This window comes from Oryzomonas japonica (genome assembly GCF_008802365.1).
GTDB classification, from domain to species: domain Bacteria; phylum Desulfobacterota; class Desulfuromonadia; order Geobacterales; family Pseudopelobacteraceae; genus Oryzomonas; species Oryzomonas japonica.
Genome location: NZ_VZQZ01000003.1, coordinates 264,167 through 280,065 on the forward strand (window position 1 = coordinate 264,167; position 15,899 = coordinate 280,065).

The following is a 15,899-nucleotide window of genomic DNA, read 5'->3' on the forward strand; positions in this document are numbered from 1 at the left end:
GGTTATGAAAACAGCACTAATGAAACGAATTATTTGTCACATTATTCTCTGTATTCCATTGGCCGGCTGCTCTCTGTTCAGGAGCCCACCCGACACAAGGACGGTAGCGCTCATGCCCTTCTTTTCTACCGCCAGTTCCAAAAGCATCGGCCAGGAGGCCGCCGACCGCGTAGCATTGGAACTGGTGGCCAAGGGATATATCGTTATTGATCGAAGCACCGCTACTGCCTTGGTGAATGAAACAAAGTTCTACGGCTCGGGCCTGAGTGACGATATGCGGAATACTTTGCAGTCCCGTAATATAGCTGCAGTGGTTTTCGGCAGTGTCAATGATTTCAGTTGCGAGACGATTAGGTCCCCCTCGCTGGTAGCCAGTCTGGCCAGCAATATGGACAAGAAAAACCGCTGCACCGTTTCCCTGACCGCCAAGATAGCCGATACCACAACCGGCAGGCTGCTGTGGGGAGTAACCATCAACGACACCTCCGAGGGCGTGAACCTCACCGCCATGGAACTCATGAAGTCTTTGATCCGCAAGGCCGATATCAAAGAAACACTCCCCCCATCCTTGAACGAGCAATCGAAACCCGAGTGAGTATGCCGACAGGGGGGCGGCTTGAGGCCGTTGCTGCGGAAATGCGGTGCTACTTCCCGGCGAGATGAACAAGTACAGGGTAAGGTCATGCTAAAAGTATATCTGAAAGATTGCCTGCCGGATTTTGTGGGGGAACTGGAGCGTCTGCTCCTTGAGGAGGACAGGCCTGAACTTGCCTGCCAAGTGAGGGATATGCCGGTCGATGTGGGGCGATGTGTGATCAGTGAAGAATTTTGCGCCATGCTCTGTACGGGGCTGCAGCCTTCGAAAGGATGGGGAGCGGGGCAGACCACGATTGCATTGGCTCCTAGGCAGGGCAATATCCTGGTTGACGTAATCGATGGCGAGATTATCGCTGTTGAGGTGTTCTGCCGCAAAGATGTCCACGAAAGAATGGTGCAGATGCAGTATGGACATGCGCAACCGGGGAACGCCTCTGAAAGCGTATCCTGCGGTGGCGTCCCGCTGGCGGGGTGATGCCGGGAAACCATGGCAACGGATAGACAGGAGGTTCGATGAAAGCGCTCAAAACCCGTAAAATCGTTTCAATGATCGTGATCTCTGCCACAATATTGAGTGCCATTCCCGCTTCTGCGGTTGACCAGGCCCTTCAGGAAACGCTCCAGGATGCCCTCTACGGCATCATGATCGGCACGTTAGTCGGCGGCGCGACCGTCGCTTTCACCAAAAAGCCGGCGAAACACCTTGTCAACTTTGGAGTGGGGGCTGGGTGCGGCGCTATCGGCGGCACCATCTTCGGTTTGGCAAAAGCGGTAAAGACGCTGGCTGAAATCGAAGACGGCACAATTAAATTTGCCATGCCTACCATTGTTCCCGAGGCTGTCGATTCACCCACAGCCTCCAGCAACTTTGCCCTATCTGTCGGTTTCCTTCGTATAACATACTAAAAATATCCCTGTTCCCCCATTCCCGGCTTTCATGACGTCTCAGCCGGAATACGGTGCCGGGAGCCGCTGCGCCACGCCTATGGTTTTTACCCGGATTTCCCGGCCAAACTTCTGATGAGGGGCGTACATCGGCTGCAGACAGGCGGGAGAATGGACCGCAACGGGTCAGGGACGGTAAAATGCTTTGCGGCCGATCTTGAGCATTTGGGAAGCCTTGGATTTGTTGCCGTTGCACCGTTCCAGGGTGATGGCCAGAATGCGCTTCGTCAACGTATCGAGTGAGAGGATATCGCCCGGTACTGTCAGGGTATAGGTGACGCTGTCGCCGGCGTTGCCGCCATTGGCGGCATCAGTGGAACCTGCTGAATTGATCCCCAGATGGGCGGGACGGATCAGTTCTCCGTCCGTGAGAATGGCTGCGCGTTCCAGGCAGTTGCGCAGTTCGCGGACGTTGCCCGGCCAGTGGTAGTCGAGCATGGCTTCCATGGCCTTTGGGGAGATGCCGGGCAGTGCCTTGCCCAGATGCTGGCGCAGATGGTCGAGCACATGTTCGCAGAGCAGGGGGATGTCGTCCTTGCGGTCACGCAGGGGCGGGATGGTAAGCGGAAAAACGTTGATCCGGTGGTAGAGATCCTCACGGAAGCGCCCGGCAGCGACCCACTCGGCCAGATTGCGGTTGGTGGCTACGATGACCCGGCAGTCGGCGGGAAGCGGGGTGTTGCTCCCGATTTTTTCGAAAACGCGCTCCTGGAGGACCCGCAACAGCTTGGCCTGGAGCGGCAGGGGCATGTCGCCGATCTCGTCGAGCAGGAGCGTTCCGCCACGGGCCAGGCTGAACTTGCCTTCCCGATCACGGTCGGCACCGGTGAAGGCTCCCCGCACATGGCCAAAGAGTTCGCTTTCCAGAAGCTGCTCGGGAATAGCGGCGCAGTTTATCGCTACAAAACTGGTGGGGAGCCCCTTGCCGGCGAAGTGGATGGCTCGCGCCAACACCTCTTTGCCGGAACCGCTTTCGCCGTAGATGGCTATGGTCGTCTGGCGTGCCGCAGCCACCTTGGCAGCCAGCCGCAGCATCTCTTTCATTGCCGGATTGACGGTCACAATGCTTTGAAAGGTGAATGGTTCTCCCAGGAGCCCTTTGATCTGTTCATTTTCGCGGACAATGTGGTGGTAATCGAGGGCATGTTGGGTGGTGATGCGCAAAATAGCGGGATTGATGGGCTTCTCAAGGTAATCGTAAGCCCCGCGTCGCATGGCCTCAACAGCGCTCTCCACACTGCCGTTTGCCGTTACTACGACGACCGGTATCCCTTTGTGCCGCTTCCCGATCTGCTCGATGAGTTCCAGGCCATCCATTTCATGCATAACCAGATCTGAGATGACCAGATCGATCTGGCGTTGCTCCATGATGTCCAAGGCTTCTGCACCGCTGAATGCGGCTACGGGAGCGAAACCAGCCTCGCCAAGCTGGGCTTCCAGCATGCGAACGCTCAGTTCATCGTCGTCAACGATAAGGATTGTCGGAACCGTCATTGATAGCACGCCTGAGTGATTAACATGATCATAGTGCCTTAACCTGATTTCATATCATAAAGTTAAATGGTCAGATTACAAGACAATCTTCCCCTTTACCTTGTAATTCCAGCTTCCCCGATGGTTTGTCCGGCCAGTGTCCTTTAGCTGGAAATCCGCAACCCCAGCTGGCTGATCGTTTTGTGGACCTTCTCCGGCTCTACGGGCTTGACCAGATAGGCCGACGACTGAACCGCCAGCATGGACTGCATGACATCCTGGGGGGTATTGAGGGCGGTCAGCATGACGATCTTGACCTGCTTGTCCGTCGGCAGGGCCAGTCCCTTCTCCAGTTTCCTGATCTCTTTGCCGGCGGTGATCCCATCCATGTCCGGCATGACGATATCCAGCAGGATAAGCTCATAGGGGGCACCCTCCGTCATGGCTGCCTGGAACTTTTCAACCGCATCCCGGCCGCCGACGGCGGTGTCAACGACGGGAACGTTCTCCAGGTACTGGGCTACGATCTCGCGTCCCAATTCGTCATCATCTACGACAAGGCATTTCTTGAGCTCCATGTAATTCCTCCTCTGTGAAATCCGGCCCGCCTGGGTCGGGCCGGTTATGATTCTTCATCGGTCAGGCGTACGAAAGCAGCATATTCGTTGTTGAGACTGGGGAGCAGGTCCAGCGCTTCAACCGGTCGTTTTTCCCGGGCGGTCTCCTCGATGCGCCGGGCGATGTCCTGGATTCGCGGCGCGCCGATATTGCCGGCGGCTCCCTTGATAGTGTGGGCATTTACCCGCATCCCTTCGGCATCACGGCTTTCCGCGGCAGCGAGAAGTTTTGCCAGGTTGCCGTCCATCCCCTTGCGGAACAACGCCACAAATTTGCCGATCAGCTCGGTCTTCCCCCCCAGGCGGGAAAGCAGTCCGGCGCGGTCGAATACCGGCAGGTTTGGTTCTGAAATCTTCAGAGGGACGGGGGCCCCTGAACCGGACTCTTGGGGAGGGAGCGGGAGGCCACACTGCTTGTGCAGGGCGAATGCAAGTTCAGCCGCTTTGAATGGTTTGGAAAGGTACCCATCCATACCCGCGGCCAGGCACTTCTCGCGATCTTCCTGGCCGGCATAGGCCGTCAGGGCGAGGATGGGGCATTTCCGGCCGGCAGCCTTCTCCAACTCCCGGATTTGACGTGTGGCCTGCAATCCATCCATGACCGGCATCTGAACATCCATCAGGATGGCGTCGAAACGCCCCGCTGCATAGGCCGCAACAGCCTCCTGGCCGTTGGTGGCCAGGGTGACCCGGTGTCCCTGCTTTTCGAGGATGGCCAGCGCCACCATCCGGTTGACCTCCACATCGTCGGCCACCAGAATGTCAAGGCGGGCCTGCTCCTCCTGCGGGGCGTGGCGGGTTGTCGGCACCTGCTGCACTGCGCCCCGGCCGGTCAGGACCTCCAGGATGGCGTCCCGCAGTTCATCGTGTATCCACGGTTTGGCGAGATACCCGTTCACCCCCAGCCGGCGGCATTGCTCGGCGTCGCCGCGCATCCCGGCGCTGGTCATGACGATCATCAACAGGCCGGCGCGGCCGGCTTCACGAAGCTGTTCGACCACGCCCCAGCAATCCGCGCCCAGGGTTTGCAAATCAACCAGCGCCAGCAGGGGGCGTTTGGAGGCGTCAGCCAGTCGGCGGACGAGGTCCAGCGCCTCTGTTCCATCGGCAGCACAAAAAGGCCGCATGCCCCATGCGGTCAGGTATTGGGCCAACGTGCGCCGGTTCAACTCGATCTGTTCCACCACCACCACATGCTGGTCCGCCAGTTCGGCCGGTTCCGGCCGGGGAGGTACGTGCTGCTGAATCTGGAGGCGGGCGGTGAAGTGAAAGGTACTCCCCTGTCCCGGCGTGCTGTCGACCCATATTTTGCCTCCCATCAGTTCCACGATCCGCCGGGAGATGGCCAGGCCGAGGCCGGTGCCGCCGAAGCGTTTGGTCGTGGACGAATCGGCCTGTTCGAACACGTTGAAGATCCGTCCGCAGGCTTCCGGGGCGATTCCGATCCCGCGGTCCGAGACGGAAAACTGGAGCAGCACCTGGTCGCCATCGTCTGTCACGAGGTTGGTGTGGACGACGATTTCACCCCGGTCCGAAAATTTTATGGCATTGCCCACGAGATTGACCAGCACCTGCCGTAGTTTTCCGGCATCGCCGAGCAGCGCGTCGGGCACGTTTATTTCCGGGACGCAGAGCAACTCCAGTTTTTTGTCGGTCGCCCTGGGCGCCAGCGAGCGCAGCATCTGACCGATAACCGTACGCAGCAGAAAGGGGGAATGGTCGAGTACGGTCCTGCCCGCTTCGATCTTGGAAAAATCGAGTATATCGTTGATGACGAGCATCAGGCTGTCGGCCGAATCCTTGATGGCGTGGTAGAACTGCCGCTCCTGGGTGGGGGCGAGCCCGCCAGTGAGCAGGAGATCGGTCATCCCCATGATTCCGTTCATGGGGGTTCTGATCTCGTGGCTCATGTTGGCAAGAAAGGCGCTTTTGGCGCGGCTGGCCTCTTCTGCCTGTTCACGGGCGATGGCCAGGTCGCGTGTCCGCTCCAGGACCTTCTCTTCAAGAGTAACCATGTTTTCATGCAGCTTGGCGTTGAGCGTGGTGCTCTCCAGGGCGTGGGCGCAGGTGTACAGTACGATGGATATGGCGTTGAGGGCCGCTGCATCGACCGAGGTCGAATCTCCGGGCAGGATGGCGGCAAACATCCCCAGGATGCGGGAACGGGTGGCGATACTGTGCAGGAGCAGGGTCCGGTTGCCGGCAAGGGGCACCAGGATAGCTTGGTTGCGGTTCAGGGCCCAGGCGAAGGTCCCGTCCATGATCTTTGCGTCGATCTCGGATTGAATCTCGTTTCGGGCATCCACGGGTTCCCAGGATGCCAATTCGAAGCTGCCATCCTCCATCGCCTCAAGGCACCCCATTTCGCGGCTTACCAGGATTCTGCGGACCTGCACCTGGGTAGCCTGGAAAATGGCGGAAAAGTCCTTGGCGCGGTTGAGGTCGCCCTGGAAGTCCAGACTCGACGCGAGCATGTCCAAAATCGACATATAACGCCGGTTCGCCTCTTCCAGAAACTGGACCCGCTCCTGGAGGAATTCAAGGGGAAGGGGGGGGCTTTTTGCTTTCATTGCCCCTCCATCAGAATGTCGAAGGTTTCCTCGATCTGCGGTTCCGACTGTTTCAGGATGGTAGCCAGGATGTTGACCGGCATGCCGAGGCGGTCCCAGGCCGCCGGATCCAGGGGAGAGACGCACCACTCACCGCTGGCGCCGAACTCGAAGGCCTGACAGATGATTTCCGCCAGGTGGACGATGGCTGATTCCAGGGGGAATTGGGCTGCGGAGCGGGGGGTGTGGTGACATGCCACCGGTTCGAAAATATTGGCCGGAAGCTTCCATGCCTGCAACAGCGCTCCGCCCAGGTCGGCATGGTCGAAGCCCAACTGGTCCCGCTCGGTATGGTGGTAATGCTCCTGACGCGACCGGCTCAGCGCCAGCAACTCGCCGGCCGTATCCGGTATGGCGGCGCACAGGATCAATTGCCCCACATCGTGGAGGATTCCGGCCACGAAGAAACGCTCCACATTGCTTTCGCGCAGGCAGGTCGCCAGATTGCGGGCGATGATGCCGCAGGCGATGCTGTGCCGCCAGAAAAAGGCCATATTCATCAAATCGTCGGGGATGCCCTTGAACACGCCCATGGCCGAGGCGGCAAACGCCAGGTCGCGCAACTGCTGGGTACCGATTATGGTCACCGCCTTGGTGATCGAATCAACCCGGGAGTAATAGCCGAACAGCGGGCTGTTGGCGAGCTTGAGGATGCGTGCGGTGAGGCCCTGGTCCTCGATGATGATCTTGGCGATATCGGCGATGGAACTGCGGGGGTGATTGATGGCCTCGTTGAACCGTTCGTAGAAATAGGGGAGGGAGTAGATCGTGCGCGTCTGCTCCACGAGCCGCTCCAGGGTGATGGGCGCGCGTTCAGCAAAGCTCATGGGTGGCCTTTCTCAACGCTGCGAGGCGGAGCAGTTCGCGCATGACCGGGTGCTGTACGTCACTCTTGCAAAAAAGCGGTCCAAGTGACGCCATGGCGGCATCCAACTGCTCGTGGGTGATCTCTGCGGGGAGGCGGCTATTCGGGTCATCGTCCTCCATCCCGACGATGTTGACCTCCATCACCCCCCAGGTCCGCAATACCACAAGATGCTTCTGGCTCAACTCCACGCCCGCGCCCAACAACAATCTGCCGGTGCGGTCGTGAACATCGCTTGCCAGGGTCATGCCCACTTCAATATTGTCGATTTGGGTTAATCCCACAAGTCAAACATCTCCGGGAAAACCGACGAAACCTCACAATGCACTGTTTGCGGGATTCCGACAATTTAAGCTGAATCAAGAATTACAACAGTCCTTATATAGCATTCTGCTCCAGGTAACTCAAGTTATTGGCTTCGTTTCGGGCCGCATATTTTTGTGTTGACAGGATCATGGTGTGTCCCATATATTGAATTTCAAGTTCAAAAAGGAGGGCGGGATGATCCTCGAAAAGAAAAAGGCATTCAATGCGTTTGCTGCGGCCAAAGGGCTCCGCTCTACCCGTCAACGGGACATAATCCTTGATTTCTTTCTTTCCACCCGCCAGCACGTCAGCGTCGAAGAGTTGTACCTGAAGATCAAGGCCAGCCATCCCGGCATCGGCCATGCCACGGTGTACCGCACCCTCAAGCTGTTCACCGAGGCCGGCTTGGCCCGCGAGATCCTGCTGAACGACGGCCAGACCCGCTATGAACACGTGTCGGCGGGCGAGCACCATGACCATCTGGTCTGCACCGGGTGCAACGCGATCATCGAGTTCGAGGATGAGACCATCGAGAAACTGCAGAAGGAGATAGCGCTACTCCACGGTTTCATGATCAAGAGTCATAAACTTGAACTCTACGGACTGTGCGCAGCATGCAGAGCTAACCAGTAATTTTTTTTGCCATATATTTGAAATTGAAAATCAAGAACATAAAGGATGGAGTAATGGCGACATGCTGCGGTAAACAGACGGAAGCGCCGGGGAAGGTGCCAAATGCCAAACGGGTGGCCTTGGTCGGCAATCCCAACGTCGGAAAGAGTGTGCTCTTCAATGCCCTGACCGGGTCGTACGTAACCGTTTCCAACTATCCGGGGACCTCGGTGGAGGTCTCCCGCGGCCATGCCGTGATCAATGAGCAGCCGTGGGAGGTGATCGACACCCCGGGGATGTATTCGATCCATACCATCACCGAGGAGGAACGGGTTGCCCGGGAAATCCTGTTGCACGAGACCCCGGACGTGGTACTGCACGTGCTCGATGCCCGTAACCTGGAGCGTATGCTGGCCATGACGCTCCAGTTGATCGAGGCGGGTCTGCCGGTGATTCTGGTGGTCAACATCATGGACGAAGCCGAGCGGATGGGGCTCAAGATCGATCTGGAACTGCTGCGGCAGAGGCTCGGCATCCCGGTGGTCGGGGCCGCGACGACCCGCAAACGGGGGCTTGGCGAGATCCGCTCCGCCATCGCCACCTATCGCCAGGATATGGGTAGCCCCCGGCATTTTACCTACAGCCGTCTCCTGGAGCACGACATCAACGAGGTGTCCGGGCTCATGGAAGGTGAGTACATCCTTTCCCGCCGCGCCCTGGCCCTGCTGCTTTTCCAGCAGGACGAAGAAATCACCTCCCTGGTGCGCCGCCGGGAGGGGGAAGGGTTCGGGGTGATCGCCGAAAGGGTGCGGGACATCGCCTTCAATCGCCGCGGGTCGTTCCACCTGGATCTCTCCATGGAGCGTAAGGATATCGTCAAAAAACTGGTCCTGGACGTGTTCACCAGCCCGGAGAAACGGGTCGTTACCTGGGGCGAACGGTTGTCGCGCATCTCGGCGCAGCCTTTGACCGGTATCCCCCTGCTGTTGATCGTACTCTATTTCGGCCTGTACAAGTTCGTCGGCGACTTCGGCGCGGGCACGCTGGTTGACGTGCTGGAAAAAAAACTCTTCGTGGAGATGTTCAACCCCTGGATTACCGGCATCGTCAAGATGGTCATCCCCTGGGAGATCATTCAGGAGCTGTTCGTGGGGGAGTACGGCATCATCACCCTGGGAATCCGCTATGCGGTGGGGATCATCCTGCCGATCGTGGCGACCTTCTTCATCTTTTTTTCCTTTCTGGAGGATACCGGCTACTTTCCGCGCCTGGCCCTGCTGGTTGACCGCATCTTCAAACGGTTCGGCCTCACCGGCCGGGCGGTGATCCCCATGGTGCTGGGGTTCGGCTGCGACACCATGGCGACCATGGTGACCCGCACCCTGGAAACGACCCGCGAGCGGGTCATCGCCACGGTGTTGCTGGCCTTGACCATCCCCTGCTCGGCCCAGCTGGGGGTGATCCTGGCGCTTTTGTCCAAGTTCCCCGGCGCCCTGGCGGTATGGGGCGCCTGTCTGCTGCTTTTGTTCGTGGTTGTGGGCCTGCTGGCGGCCCGGGTCATGCCGGGCGAAGCCCCCATGTTCTACATGGAGTTGCCCCCCATGCGGCTGCCGCAGTTTTCCAATGTATTGACCAAGACCTATACCCGCATGCAGTGGTATTTCATGGAGATCCTGCCCCTGTTCGTGCTCGCCTCCATACTGCTCTGGCTCGGCAAGATAACCGGGCTCTTTGAAAAGCTCGTAACCGCCATGACCCCGGTGATGGCGTCCATCGGCCTGCCCAAGGAGACGGCCGTGGCCTTCATCTTCGGTTTCTTTCGCCGGGATTACGGCGCTGCCGGCCTGTATGAATTGCAGACGAAGGGGTTGATGGATGCCCGCCAACTGACGGTTGCCGCGGTGACGCTGACCCTGTTCATCCCCTGCATAGCCCAGTTTCTGATCATGAAGAAGGAGCGGGGATGGAAGGTGGCGGGCAGTATCGGCGTGTTCGTCAGCCTGCTGGCCTTCGGCAGCGGCTATGTGCTCAACCGTTTCTTGCTCGCAACAGGGATACTTTCCTAGTATCCTGCGAGGGGGACACCCCTGGGAGATATGAAGATGATTTGCGGGTTTTGCGGACACGAGTTTGATGAAAATGAAGGAAAACGCGGGTGCGGCGGCTGCCCCGGCGGGTGCCACAGTGTGCATTGCCCGCGCTGCAACTACAAGAATCCCCTGGAACCGGCCTTTATCGGTAAGCTGAAAAACATGTTGAAACGGAAAACATCATCCGACGCTGGGGTTACAGAGAATTCAGAGGACAAAAAATCAAAGGCATCTTAAAATAGTTTTCCCGACGGGAAAGCTATGGTGCGATGTCCGATTTGATGGTTGTTTCTCTGTATGCCTGTCACCCGGTGGCAAAGAAGGAGCGTATATGAAATTGTCCGAAAAGGCGGAAGAGATCCTGGAGGCCCTGTGGATCGCGGTGGAAGAAGAGGGGGGGCGTTTTCTCGACCCGGAGAAGATGGGGTTCCCGGCCGATGACCCGGCCTACCGCGAGTTGACCGACCGCGCGCTGGTGGAGCTGCGCCAGGGGATGGTCTATTTCCGGCCCGAGGGGCGTGAAGAGGGGAAGATGACCATCCGCCGCCATCGTCTGGCGGAGCGCCTGATGATGGATGTGCTTAACCTGCGCGGCGATGAGGGAGACGATAAGGCATGCCAGTTCGAGCACCTGCTCAATGAAGGGGTGGACGTCAAGATCTGCACCATGCTCAACCATCCCACCACCTGCCCCCACGGCAAGCCGATACCGCCGGGCGAGTGCTGCGCGGATGCCCGGGCCCAGGGCGACCTTGGCGTGGTGGCCCTGACCGAATTCAAATCGGGACAGGAGGGGGAGATCGCCTACATCCAGACCGAGGACAGCAAGAAGATGCAGAAGCTGATGGCCATGGGGGTCTTGCCGGGTAATCGTATCGTACTGGTGCAGTCTTTCCCCTCCTACATCTTCCGGGTCGGATTTTCCGAGTTTGCCATCGACGGCAACCTGGCAAAAGAGATTTTTGTGCGGAAGTAGCGGCAAGGAAGGTTGACAAGGGGATGATTCGGAAACTAATATAACCAGACTTCCGCAGTATTGGTTTTCTATCCCCATTCTCATCCTGAAAGGCGCGTATGAAGGTCATCATCCTCCTCGGCGACGGCATGTCGGACGTGGTCTACAGCGAACTCGGCAACAAATCACCGCTCCAGGCGGCCAAAACCCCCAACATGGATTTCATGGCCCGGCACGGTCAGGTCGGCCTGGCCAATACCGTCCCGGAGGGGTTGCCGCCGGGTAGCGACGTGGCCAACCTGTCGATCTTCGGCTACGATCCGCGGACCTGTTACACCGGTCGTTCTCCGCTGGAAGCGGTGAGCATGGGGGTAACCCTCGGCCCGGACGACGTCGCCTTCCGCATGAACCTGGTGACCCTCAACCCCCATGGCAGTTCGCTGTACATGGAGGATTTCTCTGCCGGCCACATCACCACCGAGGAGGGGCGCGGATTGGTGGCAGCGCTCCAGAAAGAGATCGGCAGCGCCGAGTTCGAGTTCCATCCCGGCGTCGGCTACCGCCACCTGATGGTCTGGCGCGGCGGCAAGGACGGCATGACGGCCACCCCCCCCCACGACATCACCGGGAAGGCGGTGCTGGAGTACCTCCCCAGCGGCGATGGCGCCGCCACGTTGAACAATATCATGAACCACGCCCAGATGGTGTTGCACGACCATCCCCTCAACAAGAAACGTAAGGAGGAGGGGAAGCGGCAGGCTAACTCCATCTGGCTCTGGGGACACGGCAAGACCCCCCGGGTCGATCCCTACAGCCAGAAATTCGGCCTCTCGGGAGCGGTAATCTCGGCAGTGGACCTGATCAGGGGGATCGGCGTCTGCGCCGGCCTGGACGTGATCCACGTGGAAGGGGCCACCGGTTACATCGACACCAACTACCTGGGCAAGGCACAAGCCGCTCTTGCGGCCCTGGAAAACCACGATTTCGTCTACGTGCATGTGGAGGCCCCCGACGAAGCATCCCATTCCGGCAGGATGGATCACAAGATCCAGGCCATCGAGGATTTTGACCGCCAGGTGGTGGGTACGGTCCTGGAGGGGATCAGGAAATTCGGCGACTTCGCCATCCTCTGCACCCCCGACCACCCCACGCCGGTGCGCCTGATGACCCACACGGCAGAACCGGTTCCCTTTGTCATCTATCGCGGCGGGGAAGGGCCGGGCAACGGCGCAAAGTCCTACGACGAGGAACAGGCCGGGACGACCGGCCTGAAGGTGGAGGGGCATGACCTGATGGAGATGCTGGTGAAGTAGCCTTTGGCTCGTGGTGCATCTCTTCTGCCCTGCTGCATATATGTTTTACCAATACAAAAAGCCCTCCTCATGGAGAGCCTTTTGTGTTACCGGCAGAGATGTACTTCTTCACGATTCAAGCTACCTTTGGGGAGCCTCCCGCCGTTCTTCCGAACGCCCCCGTGCGGGGACCGGCGCCCCCTTATTCTCATTGCGCTGTTCAGGGGCAGTAACGTTCCAGACCTTTCTCGGCTGTGCCTGGGGTGACGGTGTCGCTCTGCGGTTTTGTCCGGCATTCGGGGCCGGGCTACTCTGGGGCCGTGTTTGCATCGCCGGGGCTGTTTTTACTGCCGGTGCCGTTACTACCGGCACGGGGGAGCGCCGTTCTCCCCTCCCTTGGGTTGCCGGAGAGGCCGGCGCGCGGGTTTCAGCCGGGGCTGTCGTTCTGCCGGCCGGTTGTGGTTGTGCGGTTGGCTGCCCGGCGGGGACATTCTTCCTGTCCCGCACCTGGGGCGTCGCTACGGGGGCAGGCGTTGCTGTCTTCGGCGTTCTTGCCGGGGCAGGGGTAGCGGCGGGCGAAGATGGCATTATCCGCGGGAAGCGTTGCCGCATCTCCTGGGGCGCCACCCGTTTCACCTCAGGCGGTGCGACCCGGGGAGGGGTGCCCTTGACGACCGGCATGCGCGATTCCCGGATCGGTTTGATGCGCGGACTGCCGACCGATACGGCCGCCGAAGGGGGTATTGCGTTTCTCCCGCTCATCGGGGTATTCACGGTCCTGCCCCGCAGGAAATCGTTCTGGGGAACCATAGTCATCCCACCCCGGGCCCCGCTGTTCCGGTAGACCACGGTGGTGTTCCTGACGTTTATGTTGGTAACGTTGATGTTGACGCTGTTGCGGCCGTAGGAACGATGTCCGTAGTAGGTCTCGCCCGGGGCCAGCGGCGTCCAGCCGACGCGGTCGCCGGTGCGATACCACCCCACGTACCCCGGTCCCCAGTAGACATCGCCGCGACCGGGCGGGACCCAGCACCAACCACGTCCGCCCACCACGATCCAGCGCCCGTAGTGATAGGGCGCCCATCCCCAGTTTTCGTAGGAGATCCAGACATAGTCGTCGCCCTTCCAGATCCAGCGGCCGCTCCGGTAGGGCGCCCAGTCGTCGGCCAGGATTACCGTCGGGCGCCAGACCATGCCGTAGTCGGGAACCCGAACCCACTCGCCGCTGGCGTCGAGTTCTCCGGCATACCCCCTGATCTCCTCGGGGAGATAGGCCTCCGAGCGCGAACTGCGGATGATACCCCGGTCGCGGTCCAGATTCCAACGCTCCCAATCGTCGGGGGGATTGAGCGCCAAAAGTTCGTTACGCCCCTCTTCCAGCGCGATTTGCTCGCCGGCCCGCACCCTGGTGCGGCTGCCGTTGCCTTCCACATAGGCCGAACCCTTGAAGATGGATACGTCCTCTTCACTGTTGGGCAGCATGTCGATCCGCAGGCGCGTGCGGCTGGCGGGGAGCACCGTGGTGTCCTCGGCATCGATTTGCAGGCTACGTTCCTTGACATTGCTGACGGTGTGCACGTACATGCGCCCCGCGGAGAGGTGTATCTGGGTAAAGCCCTCCTCCACAGCGAGCATCTCCATGGTGGAGCCGCCATCGATCCTGATCAGGGACCCGTCGTTCAACTGGATCTCGAGCCGTGAGCCGTCGGGGCACCAGACCGAATCCCCCTCGTCCAGTGGCGTGTTGATGGCAACCGGCAGCCAATCCGTATCACTGGGGGTACGGAAATAGACGTCGCCGACCTGCTGGTGTACCCGGGCCGGACTGATGACCCCGGCCAGGGACCAGGATGGCGGGATGGCGATGAACAGCATGAAAACTATCCAGAGTACGTGTTGCATAACAGCCTCCTTGCCCCGGTTGGGGCGATGGTGTCTCTCGGTTCAATTAGTATAACGCAAAGAACATGCCGTGCGGAGGAATGGCATAAACGGGCGTTTTCCGGCGGACAGGGTCGCCGGGCTGCCTCAAATGGGGCAGGATGTCGGCGTTTTGAAGTTGTCGAGGATCCAGCGTGCAATGCTGCGCCGGGGCGGGAGCGAGGGGAGGGCATCCAGGGGAAACCAGCGGGCATCCTCCAGTTCGCTCAGATCGACCGTGATCTCGCCGTCGGCATAGTCGGCCACGAAGCCGGCCATGAGCTGGGCCGGGAAGGGCCAGTTCTGGCTTCCCACGTAGCGGACGTTTTCGATCCCGATGCCGGTCTCTTCCCTGACCTCGCGGATGGCGCACTCTTCCAGGGATTCGCCGAAATCGACGAATCCGGCCACCAGGCTGTACCTGCCCGCCGGCCATTCCGCCTTGCGGGTGAGGAGCAGGTGGTCGCCCCGTCTGACCAGTACGATGGCGCAGGGGTGGATGTGGGGGAAGTGCTCTGTGCCGCAGCCGGTGCACCGTTTGCCCCAATTGCCGGTCATGGGCTCGGTCGGCGCACCGCAGCGGGAGCAGTGGCGGCTCTGCTGGTCCCAGTGCAGAATCTGCTTGGCAAGGCCCCCCACGGAAAGGGTCGCCATGTCCAGACGCTGCTCGGCAGCGTTGAACGCCTCGGCCTCGAAGGGGGCCTGGAGGGGCAGGTCGCTGGCGACGACAAAGGCGCGGAGCGGCTTGCCATGCCACTGGCCGATGAAGATCGGAGGAGCTTTCGGCTGGAGCCAGCCCGGCAGGCCGCCCTGGGGCAGGGATAGGCCGTTTTCATCCCGCGCCACAAGGATGCTGTTACCCTGCATGATGGCCCAGTAGCCTTCTTCCGCCGGTTCGTGCGGTGCGGGATAACAGAGTAGGAAGTACTCTCTGATGATGGCAAAATTGAAGGGGAGGTGGATCTGTTCGGGAAACATCATAAGGGCCTCACAAAGAAAATGCCGCCCGGAGGCGGCATCCGATACGTTAGTATCCCGTGCGGTTAGTCATGGGGCACTAGTTCTCGGTCAGTATCTTGTCATCGTACATCGATTCAAGGTTGAATTTGTGCTTCTTCTCCTCGTTGGCGAGCATCAACAACATGCGCTGGATTTCGGGAACGTCGGTCAGGTGGCTGGCCTCGCTGTAGAGCCGGGCGGCCTTTTCCTCGGCCTTCATGGCAAAGACCAGGATTTCCTGGAACGTCATGTCGTCCCGGTATTCGATGTCTACCAGGTAATCGCCAATCTTCAGATCCGGCACCTTGACGAAACGGTATTCATGGACCTTCTCCCGGTCCAGTCCCTGCAAAAGGCGCTTGTGCCCCAGTTCCTGCCCGGCCATCTCCTCCAGCATCTTGCGGCTGGCGGTTGACGATACCATCGCGGCGGCCTTGGTGTACAACTGGTACGAGGCCTCTTCCTTTTCGATGGCAAAGTCGAACACCTGACGGATATCCTTGAACAGTTCCATGGTTTCCCCTTTCGCCGCCGTATCGAGGCGGTTCAGCGCGTCGGTGCCTCAATGATGATGGCTCTCTCTGTATCAATTTTTGTAACAACATTCGCACCTGATGTC

General features: G+C 59.6%; 15 protein-coding genes. 7 read left to right on the forward strand and 8 right to left on the reverse strand.

Going from position 1 to position 15,899, the window contains the following annotated elements:
- Nucleotides 1-112: 112 nt before the first annotated feature.
- From F6V25_RS07005 to F6V25_RS07015, 3 genes are all read left to right on the forward strand, one after another.
- Nucleotides 113-595 (forward strand): CsgG/HfaB family protein, encoded by a 483-nt coding sequence (locus F6V25_RS07005; RefSeq protein WP_191966105.1) that lies wholly within the window; start codon nt 113-115, stop codon nt 593-595.
- 87 nt (nt 596-682) lie between these two features.
- Nucleotides 683-1,072 (forward strand): hypothetical protein, encoded by a 390-nt coding sequence (locus F6V25_RS07010; RefSeq protein WP_151127891.1) that lies wholly within the window; start codon nt 683-685, stop codon nt 1,070-1,072.
- A 38-nt stretch (nt 1,073-1,110) separates the two neighbouring features.
- The gene (locus tag F6V25_RS07015) at nt 1,111-1,503 is read left to right on the forward strand and encodes a hypothetical protein (protein WP_151127892.1); all 393 of its coding nucleotides are present in this window, start codon (nt 1,111-1,113) and stop codon (nt 1,501-1,503) included.
- Between the two features lie 165 nt (nt 1,504-1,668).
- On the opposite strand, the gene F6V25_RS07020 is transcribed toward F6V25_RS07015, so the two are convergent.
- The 5 genes from F6V25_RS07020 to F6V25_RS07040 all read right to left on the reverse strand — a co-directional run bounded on the left by F6V25_RS07020 (nt 1,669) and on the right by F6V25_RS07040 (nt 7,390).
- Nucleotides 1,669-3,036: a sigma-54-dependent transcriptional regulator gene (locus F6V25_RS07020; protein ID WP_151127893.1), complete on the reverse strand. Its 1,368-nt coding sequence runs from the start codon at nt 3,034-3,036 to the stop codon at nt 1,669-1,671.
- A 143-nt stretch (nt 3,037-3,179) separates the two neighbouring features.
- Entirely contained in the window at nt 3,180-3,593 is a 414-nt protein-coding gene (locus F6V25_RS07025) for a response regulator (protein ID WP_151127894.1), read from the reverse strand.
- A 44-nt stretch (nt 3,594-3,637) separates the two neighbouring features.
- Nucleotides 3,638-6,202: a response regulator gene (locus tag F6V25_RS07030; RefSeq protein WP_151127895.1), complete on the reverse strand. Its 2,565-nt coding sequence runs from the start codon at nt 6,200-6,202 to the stop codon at nt 3,638-3,640.
- On the reverse strand, nt 6,199-7,068 hold the full coding sequence (locus F6V25_RS07035) for an HDOD domain-containing protein (protein ID WP_151127896.1): 870 nt from the start codon (nt 7,066-7,068) through the stop codon (nt 6,199-6,201). The genes F6V25_RS07030 and F6V25_RS07035 overlap by 4 nt, the downstream gene beginning before the upstream one ends.
- Entirely contained in the window at nt 7,055-7,390 is a 336-nt protein-coding gene (locus F6V25_RS07040; protein ID WP_151127897.1) for a hypothetical protein, read from the reverse strand. Before F6V25_RS07040 ends, F6V25_RS07035 begins: the two co-directional genes overlap by 14 nt.
- A gap of 217 nt (nt 7,391-7,607) precedes the next feature.
- Between F6V25_RS07040 and F6V25_RS07045 the strand changes: the two genes are divergently transcribed.
- The 4 genes from F6V25_RS07045 (at nt 7,608) to F6V25_RS07065 (ending at nt 12,382) form a co-directional block, all read left to right on the forward strand.
- Nucleotides 7,608-8,045, forward strand: coding sequence for a Fur family transcriptional regulator (locus tag F6V25_RS07045; protein ID WP_149306579.1), 438 nt, complete (start codon nt 7,608-7,610; stop codon nt 8,043-8,045).
- Between the two features lie 53 nt (nt 8,046-8,098).
- Nucleotides 8,099-10,090, forward strand: a complete 1,992-nt coding sequence (gene feoB / locus F6V25_RS07050; protein ID WP_151127898.1) for a ferrous iron transport protein B — start codon at nt 8,099-8,101, stop codon at nt 10,088-10,090.
- Nucleotides 10,091-10,445: 355 nt separating this feature from the next.
- On the forward strand, nt 10,446-11,090 hold the full coding sequence (locus F6V25_RS07060) for a metal-dependent transcriptional regulator (protein ID WP_149306577.1): 645 nt from the start codon (nt 10,446-10,448) through the stop codon (nt 11,088-11,090).
- Between the two features lie 98 nt (nt 11,091-11,188).
- The gene (locus tag F6V25_RS07065; RefSeq protein WP_151127899.1) at nt 11,189-12,382 is read left to right on the forward strand and encodes a cofactor-independent phosphoglycerate mutase; all 1,194 of its coding nucleotides are present in this window, start codon (nt 11,189-11,191) and stop codon (nt 12,380-12,382) included.
- Nucleotides 12,383-12,502: 120 nt separating this feature from the next.
- Here the strand turns inward: F6V25_RS07065 and F6V25_RS07070 are convergent, their stop codons facing one another.
- From F6V25_RS07070 to F6V25_RS07080, 3 genes are all read right to left on the reverse strand, one after another.
- Nucleotides 12,503-14,263, reverse strand: a complete 1,761-nt coding sequence (locus tag F6V25_RS07070; RefSeq protein ID WP_151127900.1) for a DUF6600 domain-containing protein — start codon at nt 14,261-14,263, stop codon at nt 12,503-12,505.
- Nucleotides 14,264-14,389: 126 nt separating this feature from the next.
- Complete coding sequence (gene nudC / locus F6V25_RS07075) at nt 14,390-15,262, reverse strand: NAD(+) diphosphatase (RefSeq protein ID WP_151127901.1); 873 nt, start codon at nt 15,260-15,262, stop codon at nt 14,390-14,392.
- A gap of 76 nt (nt 15,263-15,338) precedes the next feature.
- Nucleotides 15,339-15,794 (reverse strand): ferritin-like domain-containing protein, encoded by a 456-nt coding sequence (locus F6V25_RS07080; protein ID WP_151127902.1) that lies wholly within the window; start codon nt 15,792-15,794, stop codon nt 15,339-15,341.
- Nucleotides 15,795-15,899 lie beyond the last annotated feature (105 nt).